Origin of the sequence: Cyanobacterium sp. HL-69 (genome assembly GCA_002813895.1) — a bacterium.
GTDB lineage: Bacteria > Cyanobacteriota > Cyanobacteriia > Cyanobacteriales > Cyanobacteriaceae > Cyanobacterium.
Map to the genome: position 1 here is coordinate 2861079 of CP024912.1, position 17147 is coordinate 2878225.

Here is a 17147-nt window from a genome sequence, read left to right on the forward strand (position 1 = left end):
TTCGTTATTGAGATAAAAAAGGCTAAGAAAATTTTATGATCAATATTGCTATTTTGGGAGCAGGTCGTTGGGGGAGTCATTTTGTTAAAATTTTTCTTAATCATAGCTATGTTAATTTAAAAGCAGTTTGTGATAGTAGCCAAGAAAGATTGAATTTTTTTCAAGAAAAATATCAAATTCCTCAAACAGTTAAGTTATTAACTAATTGGCAAGAGATAAGTAATATAAAAGAGTTAGATGCAGTTATAATAACCACTCCAGCGACTTCTCATTATAACTTGATTAAGTATTTTCTCGACAAAAACTATCATGCATTAGCAGAAAAACCTCTTACAATTAACTCTAGTAATGCTAAAGAATTAACAGATTTAGCTAATAAGAATAACCTAATTTTATTTGTTGATCATACTTATCTATTTAACCCTTTAATTGAAGAATTAAATCACAAAATTCAAAAGGGAGATATAGGAGATTTAAAATATGGCTATGCTTCTCGCACCCATGCTGATGCTATCCGAGGGGATGTTAATGTTATTTGGGATTTAGCCATTCATGATATTTCCATTTTTAACTATGTTTTGGGGGAAAAACCTTTCCAAGTTAGGGCCGAAGGGCAAAATTTTCTCTCTCATAATTTGATAGATGTGGCATGGTTAAAGTTATTTTATCCTAGTGGTTTTGTGGCGACGATTCATGTTAGTTGGTTAAATGCCGATAAACAAAGAAAATTAACCATTGTGGGAGAAAAGGGTAGTTTAGTTTTTGATGAGATGATGTCTTCTTCTCCTTTAACCCTTCATCGGGCAAATATCCATCAAGATGTGTCGCCTATGATGGTGGATGGTTATGACATAGAGAATATCGATTTTACCCCTTTTAATACTTTACAACTAATGGGCGATCGCTTCCTCTCCGCCATCAAAACCAATCATCAACCGAGAATATCCACGGGAGAATTTGCCACCGAATTAATCCAAATCCTCGAAGCGCTAGATACATCATTAAAAAATAATAGTGCCATGGTTTCCGTTAACTATGGATAAAATAAAAGACGATTAATACTATCCTAAAAAGGATTTTAAAGAAAATGGCAAAAGGTGATCAACTATATGTGTGGCGTAAATTTGCTAACCTTGATGGCGTATATCAACACCATGGCATCGACATAGGAAATGGCAATATTATCCATTATCGTAAACCTAGCGAGGTAGTAGAAAAAACATCCTTTGACACCTTCAGTAAAGGTAATCGGGTTTATATCCGTCAATATCCTCGGGGTTTTTCTTTCATTCCTGATATTGTCATAGAAAGGGCTTTTAGTCGTCTTGGGGAAAAAAAATATAATTTATTGTTTAATAATTGTGAACATTTTGCCACTTGGTGCAAAACAGGAATTAATGAAAGTCAACAAGTACAAGACTTTATTCCTACTATTAATAAGCTAAATACTTTTAATCTTTTTGATCCCCTTAAAACAGCTTTTAAAGATGTTAGTAATAATAATACCGAAAATATTATTGATAGTGCTTTAAATGATATTAGAGTGGCTTGGGATAGAATACAACCTGAATATAAAGAAGCTCTCAAAGAAGTTGATGTATGGCAAAAAGTTGCCTATAAAGCGCTACAAAATAACCGTGAAGATTTGGCAAGGGAGGCTTTGATTAGAAAGAAAACAAATCAAAGTAAAGTTAATGAATTACAAAGGGAACTAGAAAAATTAGCTACCATGACAGAAGGACTAATTCAGAGTAAAAAATAACCAAAAGTTTTAAATGTTAGGGAGTAGGGGTTACAGGGAGATTAACTTTAATGCTTACCTTTCTGCCTCCATTGTTTCCTTTCCTTGTCAAAACCTCTAAATTAAGTTAAACTTGTGTATGATGGCATAAACTTGCCTGACGAGATGTAGCGCAGCTTGGTAGCGCGCCTGCTTTGGGAGCAGGATGCCGCAGGTTCAAATCCTGTCATCTCGATATATGCTCAAAAAAAAGGGGGTATTCCCCCCAAGGTAGATTAAAACTCCAAATACCAAAATTCTTCTTTTAATTCCCTCTCCATGAGATTTTCAACGGCTTCCACGGGGGATACTTTACCTTTTAAGAGTAAATACACCTGATAGGAAATCGGGACGGGGATTTTTTCCTTGTGTGCTAATTTAATCAATACATTGGCGGTGTTAACTCCTTCTGCTGTGCCTTCTAAATTCTCTAAAATGTCTTCTAAAGCCTTCCCTTGAGATAACCCCATGCCCACTTGATAGTTACGAGATAAGGGGCTGTCACAGGTAGCTAGTAAATCTCCTAACCCTGATAAACCGAAAAATGTTTCCACCGATGCACCTAGATGAGTACCTACCCTAATCATTTCTGGTAATGCTCTAGTTAAAAGGGCAGCTTTTGCGTTTGTACCTAAGTTTAACCCATCACACACCCCCGATGCGATCGCCATTACATTTTTCAATGTACCACCCAATTCTGTACCAATAGGGTCATTATTAACATATACCCTAAAAATATCCGAAGCAAACATACTTTGTACCAACTCCGCCCCTTCCGTATCATTACTCGCCAATACCGTAGCTGCAGGTAAACCTTTTTTAATCTCCTTAGAAAGATTAGGCCCTGATAATACTATTACCGCATGGTTAGGAAAAGTTTCCTGCCAAATTTGAGAAGGGGTAAGGGTAGTTTCAAAATCCAAACCCTTAGTGGCAGTGACAATAATAGCCTTCTCTTTTAAACCGATTTCCTTAAGTTGTTGACTAACAGCCACAACCCCCTTCATGGAAATAGCAGAAATAATTACATCCGCATCCTTTACCACTTCTTCTAAAGATTTTTCAGCCCGACGACTCCACACCTCACATTCAAATCCCGCACGGTTAAGCAAAAAACATAAACTTGTACCCCATGCCCCTGCACCAATAATAATTGTTTTAAGATTTTCAGTAGTCATAATAATTTAATCCTGTTATTTTCATAGGATGAATAATTTCATCACAAACTAATTTTAAAGGTAGATGGATAAAATAAATGTTATGGAAGATGACTTTTTATTAGTTACCCCATCAACAACTAAAAATTCAAACAACAATGTCCAATATTTATTTTATAACAATATTCTTAATACTTATTCTTTTTTGTGCATTTATTTTGGCCTTTAAAGTAAATAAAAAAAGAAAATTAATTTATTCATAACCTATTAATCAAGAGTGGATTAGTTTCCTTGAAAATAACGTTTATTTATATAAAAAACTTCCTGAACAATATAAACCACAATTACATAATTATATTAAAATATTTATTGCTGAAAAAGAATTTATAGGCAAAGAAGGCATCGAAGTTACTGAACAAATGAAACTAATGATTACCTCCCAAGCCTGTTTATTATTACTTGATAATAATCCTAACTTTTTACATCCAAACAAAAGTAATTATTTTCCCTATTTAAAGTTTATTTATATTTATCCTGACAGAATAGAAAATAAACTTAATAAAAAAGTCCCCGAAAGTAGTTTACTATTAGGTCAATCATCAGTAGGTCATAAATCAGGAAAAGATGGTAATATTCTTCTTTCTTGGTTAGATGTTAAACTAGAATCACAATCTTATAATAGTGAAAGTAATGTAGTTTTACATGAATTTAGCCATCAATTAGACCAAGAATTTGGCAATGCGACAGGTACTCCAAAACTAAAAAATTTAGAAGCTACTTTAATTTGGCAAAATATCTTTAAAATAGAGTATCAAAAATTATGTTTATCCATCGAAAAACAAGAATATACTCTTATTGATAAATACGGTGCAACTAACCCCGTAGAATTTTTTGCAGTGGCTACGGAAGCCTTTTTTCTTAAAGGAAAATTAATAGCAGTGAATCACCCTTTATTATATGAACAATTGAGGCAATATTATCAAGTAGATCCTGCTTTATGGTAAACTAAATCTTATTTTAATAATTGAGTAATTATGACAGTTAATAAAAAATAAGTAAAAATAAATATTTTTTAAATTGGAAAAATAAGTCAATTACTTGTATTTGTTTAAACAAAAAATATTTTTGGTTATGTATATTTTAAAAATTGATAATTTTCTAAAAAAGATATTAGTTATATTATTTATGACAGCGCACCTTAATTAAATATCAAAACAAAAAACTATTTAACATCAAAAAGTGTTTCATGGGTTAGGGCTAATTTTTCTAACTCTTTTCTTTTTTCTAAGGATAGACTAGGAGGATGATTATAAATGGTCAATAAATCATTAAAAATTTGTTCAGGGTTATCAGGAAAAGACTTTAACTCATATCCCTTTATATCTAATTCTTGCATAAGTTGAGATACTTTAGGATCATAGGATAAAGCAAAACAATTACAACCCTCAGAAGCACCCATAATTAAACTGTGTAGTCTCATGCCGATGAGCATTTTTATTTGTTTAAAAATACCTTTTAATTGTCGAGGATTTTCGATGATGATTACCTGACAATTATCTTTGAGTTGTTCTTCTATTTTTTGACATAATGATAGGTCTTGTTTTATTTGAAAAGGAATTAAAATAACGTTAGCTTTAGTTGCTTTTTGTAGTTGTTTTATGGAATCTATTAATAATTGTAATTTTTGATCAGTTAATGTAGAATGTTGACGAACATTAACAGCAATTAAAGGAGCTTTTAAAAGACTAATGTTAATTTTTTTTTCACTAGATAAAGCCCAAACAGGATCAGGGGCAATAAAATAAGATAAATTCCAGTTATCAAGGATTTTTGCTGAACCTTTATCCCTAACACTAATCCCCTCACAACCCTTTAATACTTGTTTGGTAATCCATTGAGTCAAAGGGAAATTAAGAGGCCCTATCCCTTGGGCATAGGCGATGGTAGTTAAGCCTTTTAGCTGTGCTAATTTCATTAAACTAGCATAAAAAAGAGGGCTTTTAATACTGGTGATATCCTGCATTAAACTACCGCCTCCCCAAATAAAATAATCTTGTTTTCCTAAGCTAATAATTTGTTTGGCAATATCAAGACGAGAATAGCTTTTTATTCCATAATTTTTGGTTGTTAAAGTTGGATTTCCTGATAAAACAATAGGTTCAATATCTTTAGGTAATCTCTCTATTAAAGACAATAATAATGCTTCATCCCCTGCGTTTCCCTGTCCATAATAGCCACAAATTATTGCTTTTTTCATTCTTTTTTATTCATTAATAATTATGGTGCGATCGCCTATAATTGTACCTTGATAAATTAAATCTTCATGTAAATTAGTATTGAGAGTTATTTTAATCTCATTTTCACCCTTTGGCAAATCAGAAATATGATACCAATTGCCATAAATACGGGTAATTTTTTCCCCATTAATATATAAATGTCCATGACCTTGATTTATACTACTCTCTTGGTTTACCTCTTGGGGAGCAAAATCAAAATTTTCAGTGACAATTTTTAAATTCCATCCCTCTTTATTATCTTTTATAGCTTCAATATTAACGGCGGGAACAAAATTATGACTAGAAACATCAATGGCTTGATGATGATGATCCATTTGATTGTTATGATGATTATGCTCTTGATTACTATGGGCAAAAGCATTTTCAAGACTAAAACTAGAGGAAGAAATAAAAACGCAACTAAGAGCTAACAAAGACAAATTTATTCGAGATTTCATAAATAATTATGACATGATAAATGATAACCCTTCTATTATTGAATAAAAGCTAAAAATAAAGCAAGTTTTACCACTGGTCAAAGTTACATTTAAAATAAATTTTATTTCTCACAAAAAAAAGTTACTATGTTTCGTTTTGCCCTACCTTCAGATATTCAAGCCTTAAAAAGTATCTACCAAAAATCAGTAACAGAATTAGCCCCTAGCCTATATACCAAAGAACAAGTAATTGCATGGTCATCATTTCCTGATGATACCGTAAAATTTACACAATTTATCCTTAAGCCTGATACCTATATCTTAGAAAATAATCAAGAAATAGTAGGCTTTTGTGGACTAGAAAAAAATGGACATATTGCTTCCCTTTATATTCATCCTGCCCACACTCGTCAAGGATATGGCACTAATTTATTAAATTATGCCTTAAATCGAGGTATCCAAGAAAATATTAGTCGATTTTATAGTGAAGCTAGTTTTTTTTCTCAACCACTATTTAAGCGTTGCGGCTTCAAAGTATTAGAAATGGAGACGGTTAAATATGGGGTAGTTTCTTTTGAAAGGTATAAAATGGAGAAAAGAATTACGAGGAAAAAAAATGAGCAGTAATCAGGAGATGAAAGCGTTTATTGCTGAATTAAAAAATCAGTTTAAAATCATAGGATTATTTTTAGTAATTTTTTGGGCGGTGGAAATTATTAATCAATCCTTTTTCGCTAATAATCTTAATTATTTGGGCATCATACCAAGGAGTGTGGTGGGTTTGAGAGGAATTATATTTGCCCCTTTTCTCCATGTTGATTTTCCTCACCTACTAGCTAACACAGTGCCTTTTGCCATATTGGGTTGGTTTGTGATGTTACAAAATACAAAAGATTTTTATGTAGTTACTCTCATTGCGAGTTTATTTAGTGGGGTGGGAGTATGGTTATTTGCTCAACCTAACTCCATTACCATGGGTGCTAGTGGGGTGATTTTTGGTTATTTGGGATTTTTATTGGCTAGGGGTTATTTTCAAAAAAATGCTCCTTCTATTGCTCTTTCTCTAACAGTAATATTTTTGTATGGTGGTATGATTTGGGGCATTTTGCCAGCTAATCCTAGTGTGTCATGGTTAGGTCATTTATTTGGCTTTTTAGGTGGAATTTATGCGGCTAAATTTATCTCCTCAAAATAAGAACTATTATGCAGACAAAAACTTTATCTCAAAGGAATTGTTATCTTTAATAAGTAATACTAATTTGATATTTTTTTTAATAATCAATTAACTGTTGGGTATTATATTATGATGGAATAAAGTATTACTAAAGTATCATAAATATTTAAAATATAAAATATTATCAATATTGCTCATTTTCTATGATCTATTTTCTTATTAGACTGAAATTATATTTTAGTCATTTTGTGTAGCATCCCTTAGATAAAATACTTTGAAGTTAAAACAATTTTTAATATTAATTAACATAAAATTCAGTATTTTTAGGGATAGATTCATCTTGGAATTAAGGCAAAATTATAAATAATGGTAAAGAATAATATTGAGATTATTGAATAATAAGGTACATTTTCCGTTGTGATGGATATGTAATAATTATTAGCAATCAATGTGGCTTATCTATTTTTTCAGTGTTGTTCATGAAAGATAATCAATCACCAAATTCAAAAGATATGGAAACAATCATCCTCAATCAACCTATGGGTTTTAGCACCAAATTTCGTGGGATAATGGATTTGTACGGCGATCAAAAAACCGTGACAGATTATCTAAACAATCATCAAGGGTGGTTTGTCCGTTGTGCATCGCCCATGAAAGTAGAGCCTTTTTGTGATAATGGTTACACTCTGACAGTGGGGCGTTATGGGGCTTTTGGTTATGAGGTTGAGCCTCAGATGAGTGTTATTTTAGAGCCTCCCATGGCCGGACACTATACCATGTATTCTGTTACTAATCCTGAGTTGAGTAGCGATGGTTATGAGGTTGATTATTACTCAGTGATGGACATAGAAACTATTTTCCCGAAAGATATTGATATATATCAAAAGTCTAGTGACTTTGACTCCCTCCCCAATGAGATTACTCGCATTAATTGGCAGTTGGATTTACGGGTTAGTGTTAATTTTCCTAAATTTATTTATAAAGTTCCTACAAGTATAATACAAAGTACGGGCGATCGCCTTTTAGGACAGATAGTCAAACAAGTATCACCCAGACTAAGTTTTAAAGTACAAAAAGACTTCCACAGTTGTTTCGATTTACCAATACCTCCTAAAAAATCCCGTACTTGCGAGATAGTCAAACAAAAAAACCAAAATCAATATGCCGCCTAAGACTTAGTGGCACCAGAAGTTAAAAACACCTCCCCATTAGTCAAACGCTTAGCCACATCTAATAATTCATCCTCAATGTAGGGCTTAGTAAAATAAGCCCTAGCCCCTAAATCAGCCGCAATACTACGGTGTTTTTCAGCGCCCCTAGATGTCACCATCGCCACAGGTAATTTAGATAAAACATCATCCTGCTGCATTCTCGCCAACAACTCCAAGCCATTCATACGGGGCATTTCGATGTCACAAAGAACTATCTCACAAGGTAAACCTCCCGAAAGTTTTTCCCAGGCATCCTGTCCATCCCTTGCCACCTCAACCTCATAACCTGCCTTCTTGAAGGACAAAGACAACATCTCCCTCACTACCACAGAATCATCCACAATCAAAACCATAGGAGCAGAATTTGTTTTTCTTTTCGATGCCCCAAAAGTAGATTTATCATCCTCTGGCTGAATATCCGTCATCCTTGCCGTAGAAACCCTTGTGCTACCCTCCAATAAAACTTCCCCATTCATCATTCTTTGGGCAGAATCAATCAACTCTTTATCCACACAAGGCTTAATCAAATATGCACAAGCCCCTAACTCCGCTGCAATCTTCTGATGTTTTTGTGAACCACGGGAAGATAAAATTGCCATGGGAATATGGGATAAATCCTCATCCTCTTGTAAATGCTGTAACAACTCCAAACCATTCATACGGGGCATTTCAATGTCACAGAAAATTAAATTACAAGGCAACCCAGAGCGCAACTTCTGCCATGCCTCTTGTCCATCCCTCGCTTGTTCAACTCGATAACCCTCTTTCGAGAAAGTAATAGATAACATCTCCCTCACCGTAATAGAGTCATCCACAATCAGCACCAAAGGAGTAATATTTACCTGAGATTCAGACATAGCCTGTCTTTCTGCCATGGTGGCACTGGGGAACATTTGAGACTTAACTTGATTACTCAAACTACCCTCGGCAATCTTAATTAACTCAATAACATCCGCCACAGGCATAATGGTGCCATCACTGCGCACCGTAGCCCCAGCAATGCCCTTGGGTTTGGGTAAAGGTCCAGAAATTTGTTTAATTACAATTTCCTCCTCTGGTAAGATTTGGTCAACTTCCACCGCCAAAATATCATTACCACCCCGAAGAATAATAACTGAAACGCTATTTTCATCACTATTTACCGAGTTATACATAAAACTACGGCTCATCTGACGATTATATTGTAAAAGCTGATTGAGAGGACGCAGAGGAATTCTCGTATTATTCCAGTTAATGTAAGAATTACCATGTCTGTCTTGATCTATATCCTGACGGGGTAATGTCTGGGTGTCTTCAATCCCATCAATGGGGAAAGCAATACGAACATTATTATTAAGACAACAAAGAGCTTTACCGATGGTAAGAGTAAGGGGTAAGCGCATAGTAAAAGTGGTACCCCTACCAGGAATAGAATCAATGCTTACAGAGCCGCGAATTTCATTTAACTTATTACGAACAATATCCAAACCAACTCCCCTTCCTGCATGGCTATCCGCTTTTTCCTTCGTGGTAAATCCTGCATTAAAAAGAAAATCATAGATTTCTTGATCTTTAAGACTATTCGCCTCCTCTGGGGTGATGAGATTTTTTTGAATGGCTTTTTGCTTCACTTTATGGGCATCAATACCGCCCCCATCATCAGACACAGAAATAACCGTTTGTGGCCCTTGTAAAAAGGCTCTTACGGTAATGGTACCCATGGCATCTTTGCCGTTAGCCACTCTTTCTTCTGGTTGCTCAATACCGTGAGTTACGGAGTTTTTAGCGATTTGTAATAGGGGATCCCATAAATGTTCGAGAATCATCTTGTCAATTAATACTTCTCTACCCTCTACCTTTAACTGCACCTGTTTATCATAACCTTGGGCAATTTTACGAATGGGCAGGGGAAGGCGATCGGCATTTTGAGCAAAAGGCACCATGCGGGATTTATTAATTTGCTCTTGAAGTTGATCTGTAATATCTCGTATATTTTTCCCTAGTTGATCTGTTTCATCCACTAGAAATTGAATATCAGAGGTTGATTCCCTAATCCTAACCACTAGCTCGATCATTTCTTGGGCTAAAAGGTGAAACTCACTAAAGCGATCTAATTCGAGGTCATCTAGTTCTATTTCAGGCATAAAGGAATTACCATTTCCCTTAGAGCCATTGTTAGGAGTAGGAGTATTATTGGAGTTGTTGTTCTGCTGATTTTGATTATTTCTGGCAATATTTCCTCGCTCTAATTGTTCTCTAACAGTGGATTGATTGCGCTTACGACTACTAATTAAAGAACCTTGTAAAAGACTTTTTTCATACATATCTTGGGTTCTGTCTCCCACTTCGCTCAAGTCTTGGGCATGGGAAAGGAGATTTTCTAAAAACTGTCGTAGTTTTTCCTGGTCTTCTTCTAAGCGATTACGACGAATTACCATCTCCCCAATGAGGTTATTAAGATTATCCAGTTGTTTGACAGGTACTCTCATACTCTGTTCAAAGGTTGGTTGTTTCTGGGCAGTGGGGGCGGGAGTAGAGGTTTTTTTCCATTTTTGAGCCGAGGAGGGTTTTTCTGCTTCGGCAAGGAGGCGATCTAGATCACTTAATTCTTGTTCTAGGTCATTTTCAGGGGAAGATAAATCTAATCCTTCATTAATGACATTTTCTAGTTGTTGCCAGTTAACTTGTGGTGTGGATGTGTGACCTCTATTAATGGTTTTTTCTAATTCTTCAAAGGTTTCGTAATAGTGATGATTTACCGTCGGGAATCCGATGTCTAGGGTTGATAGTTCTTCAGTAAGGAGGAGATTTTCTTGGGTGATGGTTTGTTCTAGCTCTTCAAATTGATCGTAGATGATCAATGTATGGTTAGTAATAATAGTATCAGGGACAAGTTCTTCGGGGGTTGAGGATTTTTCGGAGCTAAATTGGGCTATTTCATCCCGTGCATTTTCAATAATAACTGTGCTGCGAGGATTTGAGGCTTCATGGTGGATGGTTAGACTGTCTGAGCCAAAGTCGATCGCACTTTTGACTTCAAATAAATCTTCGAGACTATCAGAAATATCCTCTTCTGATGATTCTGCGCCAGGACTTTCTTCTTCTAAAAAGTCCCAATCATCTTCGATGACTTCTGATTCTTCTAATAATTCTATATCGTCAAAAAGTTCTTCAATGGGATCTTCATCCTCTTCACCGATATTGGTTGATAGGGAAGCAAAAAAATCATTTCCACTGGTGGCACGTTCATCTACGATGCCTGTATTCGTACTACCGAGAAAATTATTAATAGTTTCTTCATCATCGGTATCAATAAAAACATCGTCATCTTCGTAGTTAATGTCGTTATCTTCAAGAATAGAAGATATTTCATCTTGGTCTAATGATAGGTCGTCTTCTTGGTTGGTTTCTTCATTGCCTGTATTGGTGAAAAGTGTTTCTCGCCAAAGATCTCTTTCTAGGGTATTTTTTATGTCTTGTGGTGTTACTACGGGGGGGATAATTTCTTCTTCTGTATCAAGACTGGTGGCGGCGTAGATAGTTTCTACGTCCATAAATCGGGTACGGGCTGAGGGGGCTAGGGCAAGCAGTTGATCGCTGACGGTGATGGCATTGACATCCCCTTGGAGTAGTTGTTCTGATGCCTGTTTGATTTCTTTGATAATTAATTTGGTGGTGCTATGGTAATCGTGGTGTGGCTTGGCGATCGCCCCTTGGGCGGTTTCCATAATAGCTACCCAGCCAAAAAGATTTTGTTTTTTACCTTCTAGGGAAAGAGCTTCACAATGTTTTTGGATGCCATGTCTATGATCAGGCGAATCCCCCTGTTTTAATAACTTCAACATTGCTCCTAAACGAAACAAGGTTTGTTTGTATAATTCTTGAGCTTGACTAGAGGAACTCATAATAACATCCTGACCAATTTATTACAAAGAAAACCTAACGAAAAATGGGACGCAGAAAAGACAACGAAAATAATCCCATAACACCATTTTAGTATAGCCTAACAAATTGCCCCTGAAAAATTTAAATAGGAACAAAATCTTCTCGGAAAAGTTAATCTTTAAGAGAAAGACTTCGTCTCAAATATCATGGAATGGGTAGTTATTTTTATTTAAAAAACCAATTTGTCTCCTACCATCCCAGTGGGGGCAACCTTAAAAGAGGCAAATGTGACCAAAAATCATATCATTCTACGGTAGTTCACAAACCGCAGCACCGTGCGATCGCACCTATTTCCTCCATTACAGGGGTTAAAAACATCAGAAACAATTGACAATGGACAATGGACAATGGACAATTAAATGGATTTTCGGTGCACAAAATTAACTCTTAGAAAAAATAACTATTTATAATGACTAATCAATATTCTATAACTCTATTACCTGGTGACGGTATTGGCCCTGAAATTATGGATGTTACCGTAAAGGTATTGGAAGCCATAGGAAAGCAATGTGATATTAATTTTAGTTTTGAAACTGCTTTAATTGGTGGGGCGGCCATTGATGCGACTGGAGTACCCTTACCCCCTGAAACCGTGGAAACTTGTCGTAAAAGTGATTCTGTTCTATTGGCAGCCATTGGGGGTTATAAGTGGGATAATCTTGCCCGTGAGTTGCGGCCTGAGACAGGCTTGTTGGGTATTCGAGCGGCTTTAGGATTATTTGCCAATTTACGCCCTGCAACTATTCTTCCTCAATTAATTGATGCTTCTAGCCTAAAAAAAGAAGTGGTGGAAGGGGTTGATATTATGGTGGTTCGGGAGTTGACAGGGGGTATTTATTTTGGTCAACCCAAGGGCATCTTTACCTCAGAAACTGGGGAACAAAGGGGCGTAAATACGATGGCTTATACGGTATCGGAAATTGATCGCATTGCCAAGGTTGCTTTTGAAACTGCCCAAAAACGCCAAAAAAGGCTCTGCTCGGTGGATAAGGCTAATGTGTTGGATGTATCTCAATTATGGCGCGATCGCCTCATAAAAATGTCTGCGGATTATCCTGATGTGGAATTAACCCATATGTACGTGGATAATGCCGCCATGCAGTTGGTGCGCAACCCTAAACAGTTTGATACCATCGTCACGGGCAATCTATTTGGTGATATTCTTTCCGATGCCGCTGCCATGCTGACAGGTAGTATTGGTATGTTACCCTCTGCTAGTTTAGGGGCAAATCGCCCAGGATTATTTGAACCCGTCCACGGCTCAGCCCCTGACATTGCAGGGCAAGATAAAGCGAATCCTCTGGCACAGGTACTAAGTGCGGCGATGATGTTGCGTTATGGTTTGAATGAACCCGAGGCGGCCACCAAGATTGAGGACGCTGTATTAAAGGTATTAGATTTAGGCTACCGCACTGGGGATATTATGTCTGAGGGTGCAAAAACTGTGGGTTGTCAGGAAATGGGCAAGGTTTTATTACAAGTTTTGGAAGATAGTTAATTTTAACGTCCAACCCCTCTGTCTTCGGCATCTCCCCTCAAGAAGGGGAGGAAGGGGATTTTTTTTCAACATTAATCAGTTACTATTACCATTCCCTATTCCCCTCGATAATAGTAAAATATGATGTGCACCACACCCCTATAAGCATCAGTGAATTTACCTCAGTTTAACGATATTTGGCAAGAAACTACCAATTGGCAACCAAGTCCTGATCAGCAATTACTATTTGACGAGTTATATAATAAAATTATTGAGACTAATAAGTATCTTAATTTGACTCGTATTACTACCCCAGAAGATTTTTGGGAAAAAAATCTTTGGGATTCTTTAGCTCCTTTAATGGGTTACGATTTAAATAACAAAAAAATAATTGATATTGGTACAGGAGGCGGTTTTCCTGGTATCCCTGGGGCGATCGCCTTTAACCGTGGTCAATTTACTTTGATGGATTCCACCACAAAAAAAATTAATTTTATTGCTCAATTAGCCCAAGATTTAGATCTAAAAAATATTATGACTTTAGTAGATAGAGCGGAAACTATAGGACAAGACAAAGCCTATAGAAACCAGTTTGATTTTGCTTTAATTAGAGCCGTTGCGGAAACGTCAGTATGTTTAGAATATACTTTACCTTTATTAAAAAAGAATGGTACGGCAATTTTATATCGAGGTAATTGGACTCAAGAGGAAGAAGACAAAAGTAAAAAAATAGCACAATTATTAGGAGGAAATATAGAAAAAATTGTTAATCAAAATACTCCTCTTAATAAGAATATTCGTCATTGTATTTATGTTAAAAAAATAGGTAATACTCCGAAACAATATCCTCGAGAAGTAGGTAAACCAGTTAAACAACCTTTATAAAAAGATATGATACTAAATCCGATTTGTAAGGTTTACTATTATCCACCGTGTAACAAAAGATAATAATTTTTTATCTTTTATAGGCAAAAAAAAGCCCCTCTCCCATAGGAGAAGGGTTGAATGAGGGTTAAAATTAATTACCCTAAAGCATTGGCACCAGATACCACCTCAAGAATTTGTTGAGTAATGGAAGCCTGACGAGCTTTGTTGTAAGAAAGAGTCAAAGATTTCATCAAATCACTAGCGTTTTGACTAGCGTTATTCATTGCTGTCATCCGAGCGGCCAATTCACTGGCTGCGGATTCTTGTAATGCTTTGAGCAACTGATTATTGATGTATAAAGGTAAGAGAGAGTCTAAAATTTGAACAGGATCTTGTTCAAAAATCATATCCTGAGGAAAATCAGTTTTAGGAGAACTAACAGCTTCTCTTTCTACCTGAAATGAACCATCACGGACAATGAGACGGAAAATTTCATCATCCTGAACTTCTAACCCTTGGGGGGTAAGAGGTAATAGGGTTTGAATAACGGGTTTTGAACTGATTAAGGAAACAAACTTAGTATAAATCAATTCTACCCTATCAACGGTATCCGAGAAGAATAGAGAAAGTAATTCATCGGCAATTTTGCCTGATTCCTCAGCAGTAGGAATCTGCTCCAAACCAGTATATTTGGCAGAAATAGGTTCATTACGACGTTGGAAATATTGAATTGCTTTTCTACCAACGATCACAAATGTATATTTTAAACCTTGTTCTTTCAGTTCCGCTGCTCTTTGTTCAGCTTTTTTGATGATACTAGAATTATAACTTCCGCATAGACCCCGATCGCCCGTAATCACTAACAAAGCAACGGTGTTAACATCCCTTTGTTTGAGTAAAGGTAAATCAGTTTCTTCCATGCGTAAACGGCTTTGTAAACCGTATAAAACTTGAGCGAGGGCATCAGCAAAAGGACGAGTAGCAGTTACCTGCTCTTGGGCCCGTCTTACTTTAGCCGCCGCTACTAGACGCATTGCTTCAGTAATTTTTTTAGTATTTTTTACCGAGTCGATGCGATCGCGAATCGCTTTTAAGTTGGACATGGTGTTAATTGATAATGGATAATGGATAATTGATAATTAAAAATTACCAATAAACAATCGACAAAAAATGTACTGCTCAGGGTGCAGTAGGGTGGGCAATGCCCACCGCCATTATTTCAATTAAGCAGAGAAAGCCTGTTTTGCTTCGGTGATAGCTTCTTTTAAGAGAGCTTCGGCTTCATCGGTTAATTTTTTCTCAGAGTTGATAATTTCGACGAATTTGGGCTTGCTATTTTTGATGTACTGTCTGAGGGAGACAACAAATTCGGTCACTTTGTCCACCGCTACATCATCTAACAAACCGTTAATACCGCTATAAACCTGAGCAACTTGTTCCCATACTGCTAAAGGAGAGTTTTCAGACTGTTTTAGTAACTGACGTAAACGTTGACCTTTGGCAAGTTGAGCTTGGGTAGCTGCGTCTAAGTCAGAAGCAAATTGAGAAAATGCTTCTAGTTCAGCAAACTGAGCTAGTTCTAATTTTAATTTACCAGCCACCTGTTTCATAGCTTTGGTTTGAGCCGCAGAACCCACACGGGATACGGAGATACCTGCGTTGATGGCAGGGCGGAAACCTGCGTTAAACAAGTCGGAGGATAAGAAGATTTGACCGTCAGTAATGGAAATTACGTTGGTAGGAATATAAGCGGATACGTCCCCTGCTTGGGTTTCGATGATGGGTAAAGCAGTCATGCTTCCGCCACCTAGTTCATCGTTTAATTTAGCAGCTCTTTCTAATAAACGAGAGTGGAGATAGAATACGTCTCCGGGGTATGCTTCCCGTCCGGGGGGACGACGTAGTAGCAAGGACATTTGACGGTAAGCCTGAGCTTGTTTGGTCAAGTCATCGTAGATGATTAGGGTAGCTTTACCTTTATACATGAAGTATTCGGCGATCGCAGCTCCCGTGTAGGGTGCTAGATACTGTAAGGTGGCAGGATCGTTGGCATTAGCTGCTACCACTACGGTATAGTCTAAAGCACCTTTTTTCTTGAGGGTATCTACCACGTTAGCAACGGTGGAAGCCTTTTGACCTACGGCTACATATACACAGATTACATCTTCTTCTTTTTGGTTGATGATGGTGTCAACGGCGATCGCAGTTTTACCAGTTTGACGGTCACCAATGATAAGTTCACGCTGTCCACGACCTACAGGAATCATCGCATCAATAGCGGTAATCCCAGTTTGCATAGGTTCACATACAGACTTACGATCCACAATCCCGGGGGCTGCAGACTCAATCAAGCGAGTTTCGGTGGTTTCAAGATCGCCTTTACCATCAATAGGACGAGCCAAAGCATCTAAAACCCTACCGACTAAAGCATCACCCACGGGGATTTGAGCAATTTTACCAGTAGCTTTTACATTACTACCTTCTTGGATGTCTAAACCATCACCCATCAATACCACCCCAACGTTATCCTGTTCAAGGTTAAGGGCGATACCCACGGTACCATCTTCAAACTCTACCAACTCACCCGCCATGACTTTATCCAAGCCATATACACGAGCAATACCATCCCCTACCTGTAAAACAGTACCAACATTGGAAACTTGAACCTGTTCATCATAGGATTCAATCTGTTGGCGAATAATATTAGCAATTTCGTCTGGTCTAATGTTGATCATATCTTTTTCTTAGAGCTACTTATATGTAACAAATCAATTGTCAGTTATTAATTTTATTTTGATTATGGCTAGGGCATACTAAAAATATGCTCATAACAATTCTTACCAC

At 36.6% G+C, this 17147-nt stretch carries 15 protein-coding genes and 1 tRNA gene; 10 read left to right on the plus strand and 6 right to left on the minus strand.

Annotated features, from left to right (window positions below):
- The first annotated feature begins 35 nt into the window (after positions 1 to 35).
- The 3 genes from AA637_RS13335 to AA637_RS13345 all read left to right on the plus strand — a co-directional run bounded on the left by AA637_RS13335 (position 36) and on the right by AA637_RS13345 (position 1976).
- Entirely contained in the window at positions 36 to 1043 is a 1008-nt protein-coding gene (locus AA637_RS13335) for a Gfo/Idh/MocA family protein (RefSeq protein ID WP_446683164.1), read from the plus strand.
- 44 nt (positions 1044 to 1087) lie between these two features.
- The gene (locus AA637_RS13340) at positions 1088 to 1762 is read left to right on the plus strand and encodes a lecithin retinol acyltransferase family protein (RefSeq protein WP_446683165.1); all 675 of its coding nucleotides are present in this window, start codon (positions 1088 to 1090) and stop codon (positions 1760 to 1762) included.
- A 140-nt stretch (positions 1763 to 1902) separates the two neighbouring features.
- Positions 1903 to 1976: transfer RNA gene (locus AA637_RS13345), tRNA-Pro, on the plus strand.
- Between the two features lie 40 nt (positions 1977 to 2016).
- Here the strand turns inward: AA637_RS13345 and AA637_RS13350 are convergent.
- Complete coding sequence (locus AA637_RS13350; RefSeq protein WP_446683166.1) at positions 2017 to 2958, minus strand: NAD(P)H-dependent glycerol-3-phosphate dehydrogenase; 942 nt, start codon at positions 2956 to 2958, stop codon at positions 2017 to 2019.
- A gap of 245 nt (positions 2959 to 3203) precedes the next feature.
- On the opposite strand from AA637_RS13350, the gene AA637_RS13355 reads away from it, so the two are divergent.
- Positions 3204 to 3941: a M90 family metallopeptidase gene (locus AA637_RS13355; RefSeq protein ID WP_446684600.1), complete on the plus strand. Its 738-nt coding sequence runs from the start codon at positions 3204 to 3206 to the stop codon at positions 3939 to 3941.
- 218 nt (positions 3942 to 4159) lie between these two features.
- Here AA637_RS13355 and csaB read toward each other — a convergent pair whose 3' ends face one another.
- Together csaB and AA637_RS13365 are read right to left on the minus strand one after the other, a co-directional pair.
- Entirely contained in the window at positions 4160 to 5194 is a 1035-nt protein-coding gene (gene csaB, locus AA637_RS13360; RefSeq protein WP_446683167.1) for a polysaccharide pyruvyl transferase CsaB, read from the minus strand.
- 6 nt (positions 5195 to 5200) lie between these two features.
- Positions 5201 to 5671 (minus strand): hypothetical protein, encoded by a 471-nt coding sequence (locus AA637_RS13365; protein WP_446683168.1) that lies wholly within the window; start codon positions 5669 to 5671, stop codon positions 5201 to 5203.
- Positions 5672 to 5797: 126 nt separating this feature from the next.
- Between AA637_RS13365 and AA637_RS13370 the strand changes: the two genes are divergently transcribed.
- From AA637_RS13370 to AA637_RS13380, 3 genes are all read left to right on the plus strand, one after another.
- Positions 5798 to 6277 carry a GNAT family N-acetyltransferase gene (locus AA637_RS13370; protein ID WP_446683169.1) on the plus strand — a complete coding sequence of 160 codons (480 nt, stop codon included), beginning with the start codon at positions 5798 to 5800 and terminating at the stop codon, positions 6275 to 6277.
- On the plus strand, positions 6267 to 6845 hold the full coding sequence (locus tag AA637_RS13375) for a rhomboid family intramembrane serine protease (RefSeq protein WP_446683170.1): 579 nt from the start codon (positions 6267 to 6269) through the stop codon (positions 6843 to 6845). The genes AA637_RS13370 and AA637_RS13375 overlap by 11 nt, the downstream gene beginning before the upstream one ends.
- A 491-nt stretch (positions 6846 to 7336) precedes the next feature.
- Positions 7337 to 7996, plus strand: a complete 660-nt coding sequence (locus tag AA637_RS13380; RefSeq protein WP_446683171.1) for a DUF1997 domain-containing protein — start codon at positions 7337 to 7339, stop codon at positions 7994 to 7996.
- On the opposite strand, the gene AA637_RS13385 is transcribed toward AA637_RS13380, so the two are convergent.
- Positions 7993 to 10875, minus strand: a complete 2883-nt coding sequence (locus tag AA637_RS13385; protein WP_446684601.1) for a hybrid sensor histidine kinase/response regulator — start codon at positions 10873 to 10875, stop codon at positions 7993 to 7995. The two genes, AA637_RS13380 and AA637_RS13385, sit on opposite strands and share 4 nt — an antisense overlap.
- A gap of 1235 nt (positions 10876 to 12110) precedes the next feature.
- Between AA637_RS13385 and AA637_RS13390 the strand changes: the two genes are divergently transcribed.
- From AA637_RS13390 to rsmG, 3 genes are all read left to right on the plus strand, one after another.
- Positions 12111 to 12290: a hypothetical protein gene (locus tag AA637_RS13390; protein WP_446683172.1), complete on the plus strand. Its 180-nt coding sequence runs from the start codon at positions 12111 to 12113 to the stop codon at positions 12288 to 12290.
- Positions 12291 to 12368: 78 nt separating this feature from the next.
- Complete coding sequence (leuB, locus tag AA637_RS13395; RefSeq protein WP_446683173.1) at positions 12369 to 13457, plus strand: 3-isopropylmalate dehydrogenase; 1089 nt, start codon at positions 12369 to 12371, stop codon at positions 13455 to 13457.
- Between the two features lie 150 nt (positions 13458 to 13607).
- Positions 13608 to 14321 (plus strand): 16S rRNA (guanine(527)-N(7))-methyltransferase RsmG, encoded by a 714-nt coding sequence (gene rsmG, locus AA637_RS13400; RefSeq protein ID WP_446683174.1) that lies wholly within the window; start codon positions 13608 to 13610, stop codon positions 14319 to 14321.
- 137 nt (positions 14322 to 14458) lie between these two features.
- Here rsmG and AA637_RS13405 read toward each other — a convergent pair whose 3' ends face one another.
- Together AA637_RS13405 and atpA are read right to left on the minus strand one after the other, a co-directional pair.
- Positions 14459 to 15406, minus strand: a complete 948-nt coding sequence (locus AA637_RS13405) for a F0F1 ATP synthase subunit gamma (protein WP_446683175.1) — start codon at positions 15404 to 15406, stop codon at positions 14459 to 14461.
- A gap of 120 nt (positions 15407 to 15526) precedes the next feature.
- Complete coding sequence (gene atpA, locus AA637_RS13410; RefSeq protein ID WP_069789571.1) at positions 15527 to 17038, minus strand: F0F1 ATP synthase subunit alpha; 1512 nt, start codon at positions 17036 to 17038, stop codon at positions 15527 to 15529.
- Positions 17039 to 17147: the final 109 nt, after the last annotated feature.

Coding starts and splice junctions, on each gene's coding strand:
- AA637_RS13335 (WP_446683164.1), top strand. CDS start 36: ATGATCAATATTGCTATTTTGGGAGCAGGTCGTTGGGGGAGTCATTTT.
- AA637_RS13340 (WP_446683165.1), top strand. CDS start 1,088: ATGGCAAAAGGTGATCAACTATATGTGTGGCGTAAATTTGCTAACCTT.
- AA637_RS13350 (WP_446683166.1), bottom strand. CDS start 2,958: ATGACTACTGAAAATCTTAAAACAATTATTATTGGTGCAGGGGCATGG.
- csaB (WP_446683167.1), bottom strand. CDS start 5,194: ATGAAAAAAGCAATAATTTGTGGCTATTATGGACAGGGAAACGCAGGG.
- AA637_RS13365 (WP_446683168.1), bottom strand. CDS start 5,671: ATGAAATCTCGAATAAATTTGTCTTTGTTAGCTCTTAGTTGCGTTTTT.
- AA637_RS13370 (WP_446683169.1), top strand. CDS start 5,798: ATGTTTCGTTTTGCCCTACCTTCAGATATTCAAGCCTTAAAAAGTATC.
- AA637_RS13375 (WP_446683170.1), top strand. CDS start 6,267: ATGAGCAGTAATCAGGAGATGAAAGCGTTTATTGCTGAATTAAAAAAT.
- AA637_RS13380 (WP_446683171.1), top strand. CDS start 7,337: ATGGAAACAATCATCCTCAATCAACCTATGGGTTTTAGCACCAAATTT.
- AA637_RS13390 (WP_446683172.1), top strand. CDS start 12,111: ATGGGTAGTTATTTTTATTTAAAAAACCAATTTGTCTCCTACCATCCC.
- leuB (WP_446683173.1), top strand. CDS start 12,369: ATGACTAATCAATATTCTATAACTCTATTACCTGGTGACGGTATTGGC.
- AA637_RS13405 (WP_446683175.1), bottom strand. CDS start 15,406: ATGTCCAACTTAAAAGCGATTCGCGATCGCATCGACTCGGTAAAAAAT.
- atpA (WP_069789571.1), bottom strand. CDS start 17,038: ATGATCAACATTAGACCAGACGAAATTGCTAATATTATTCGCCAACAG.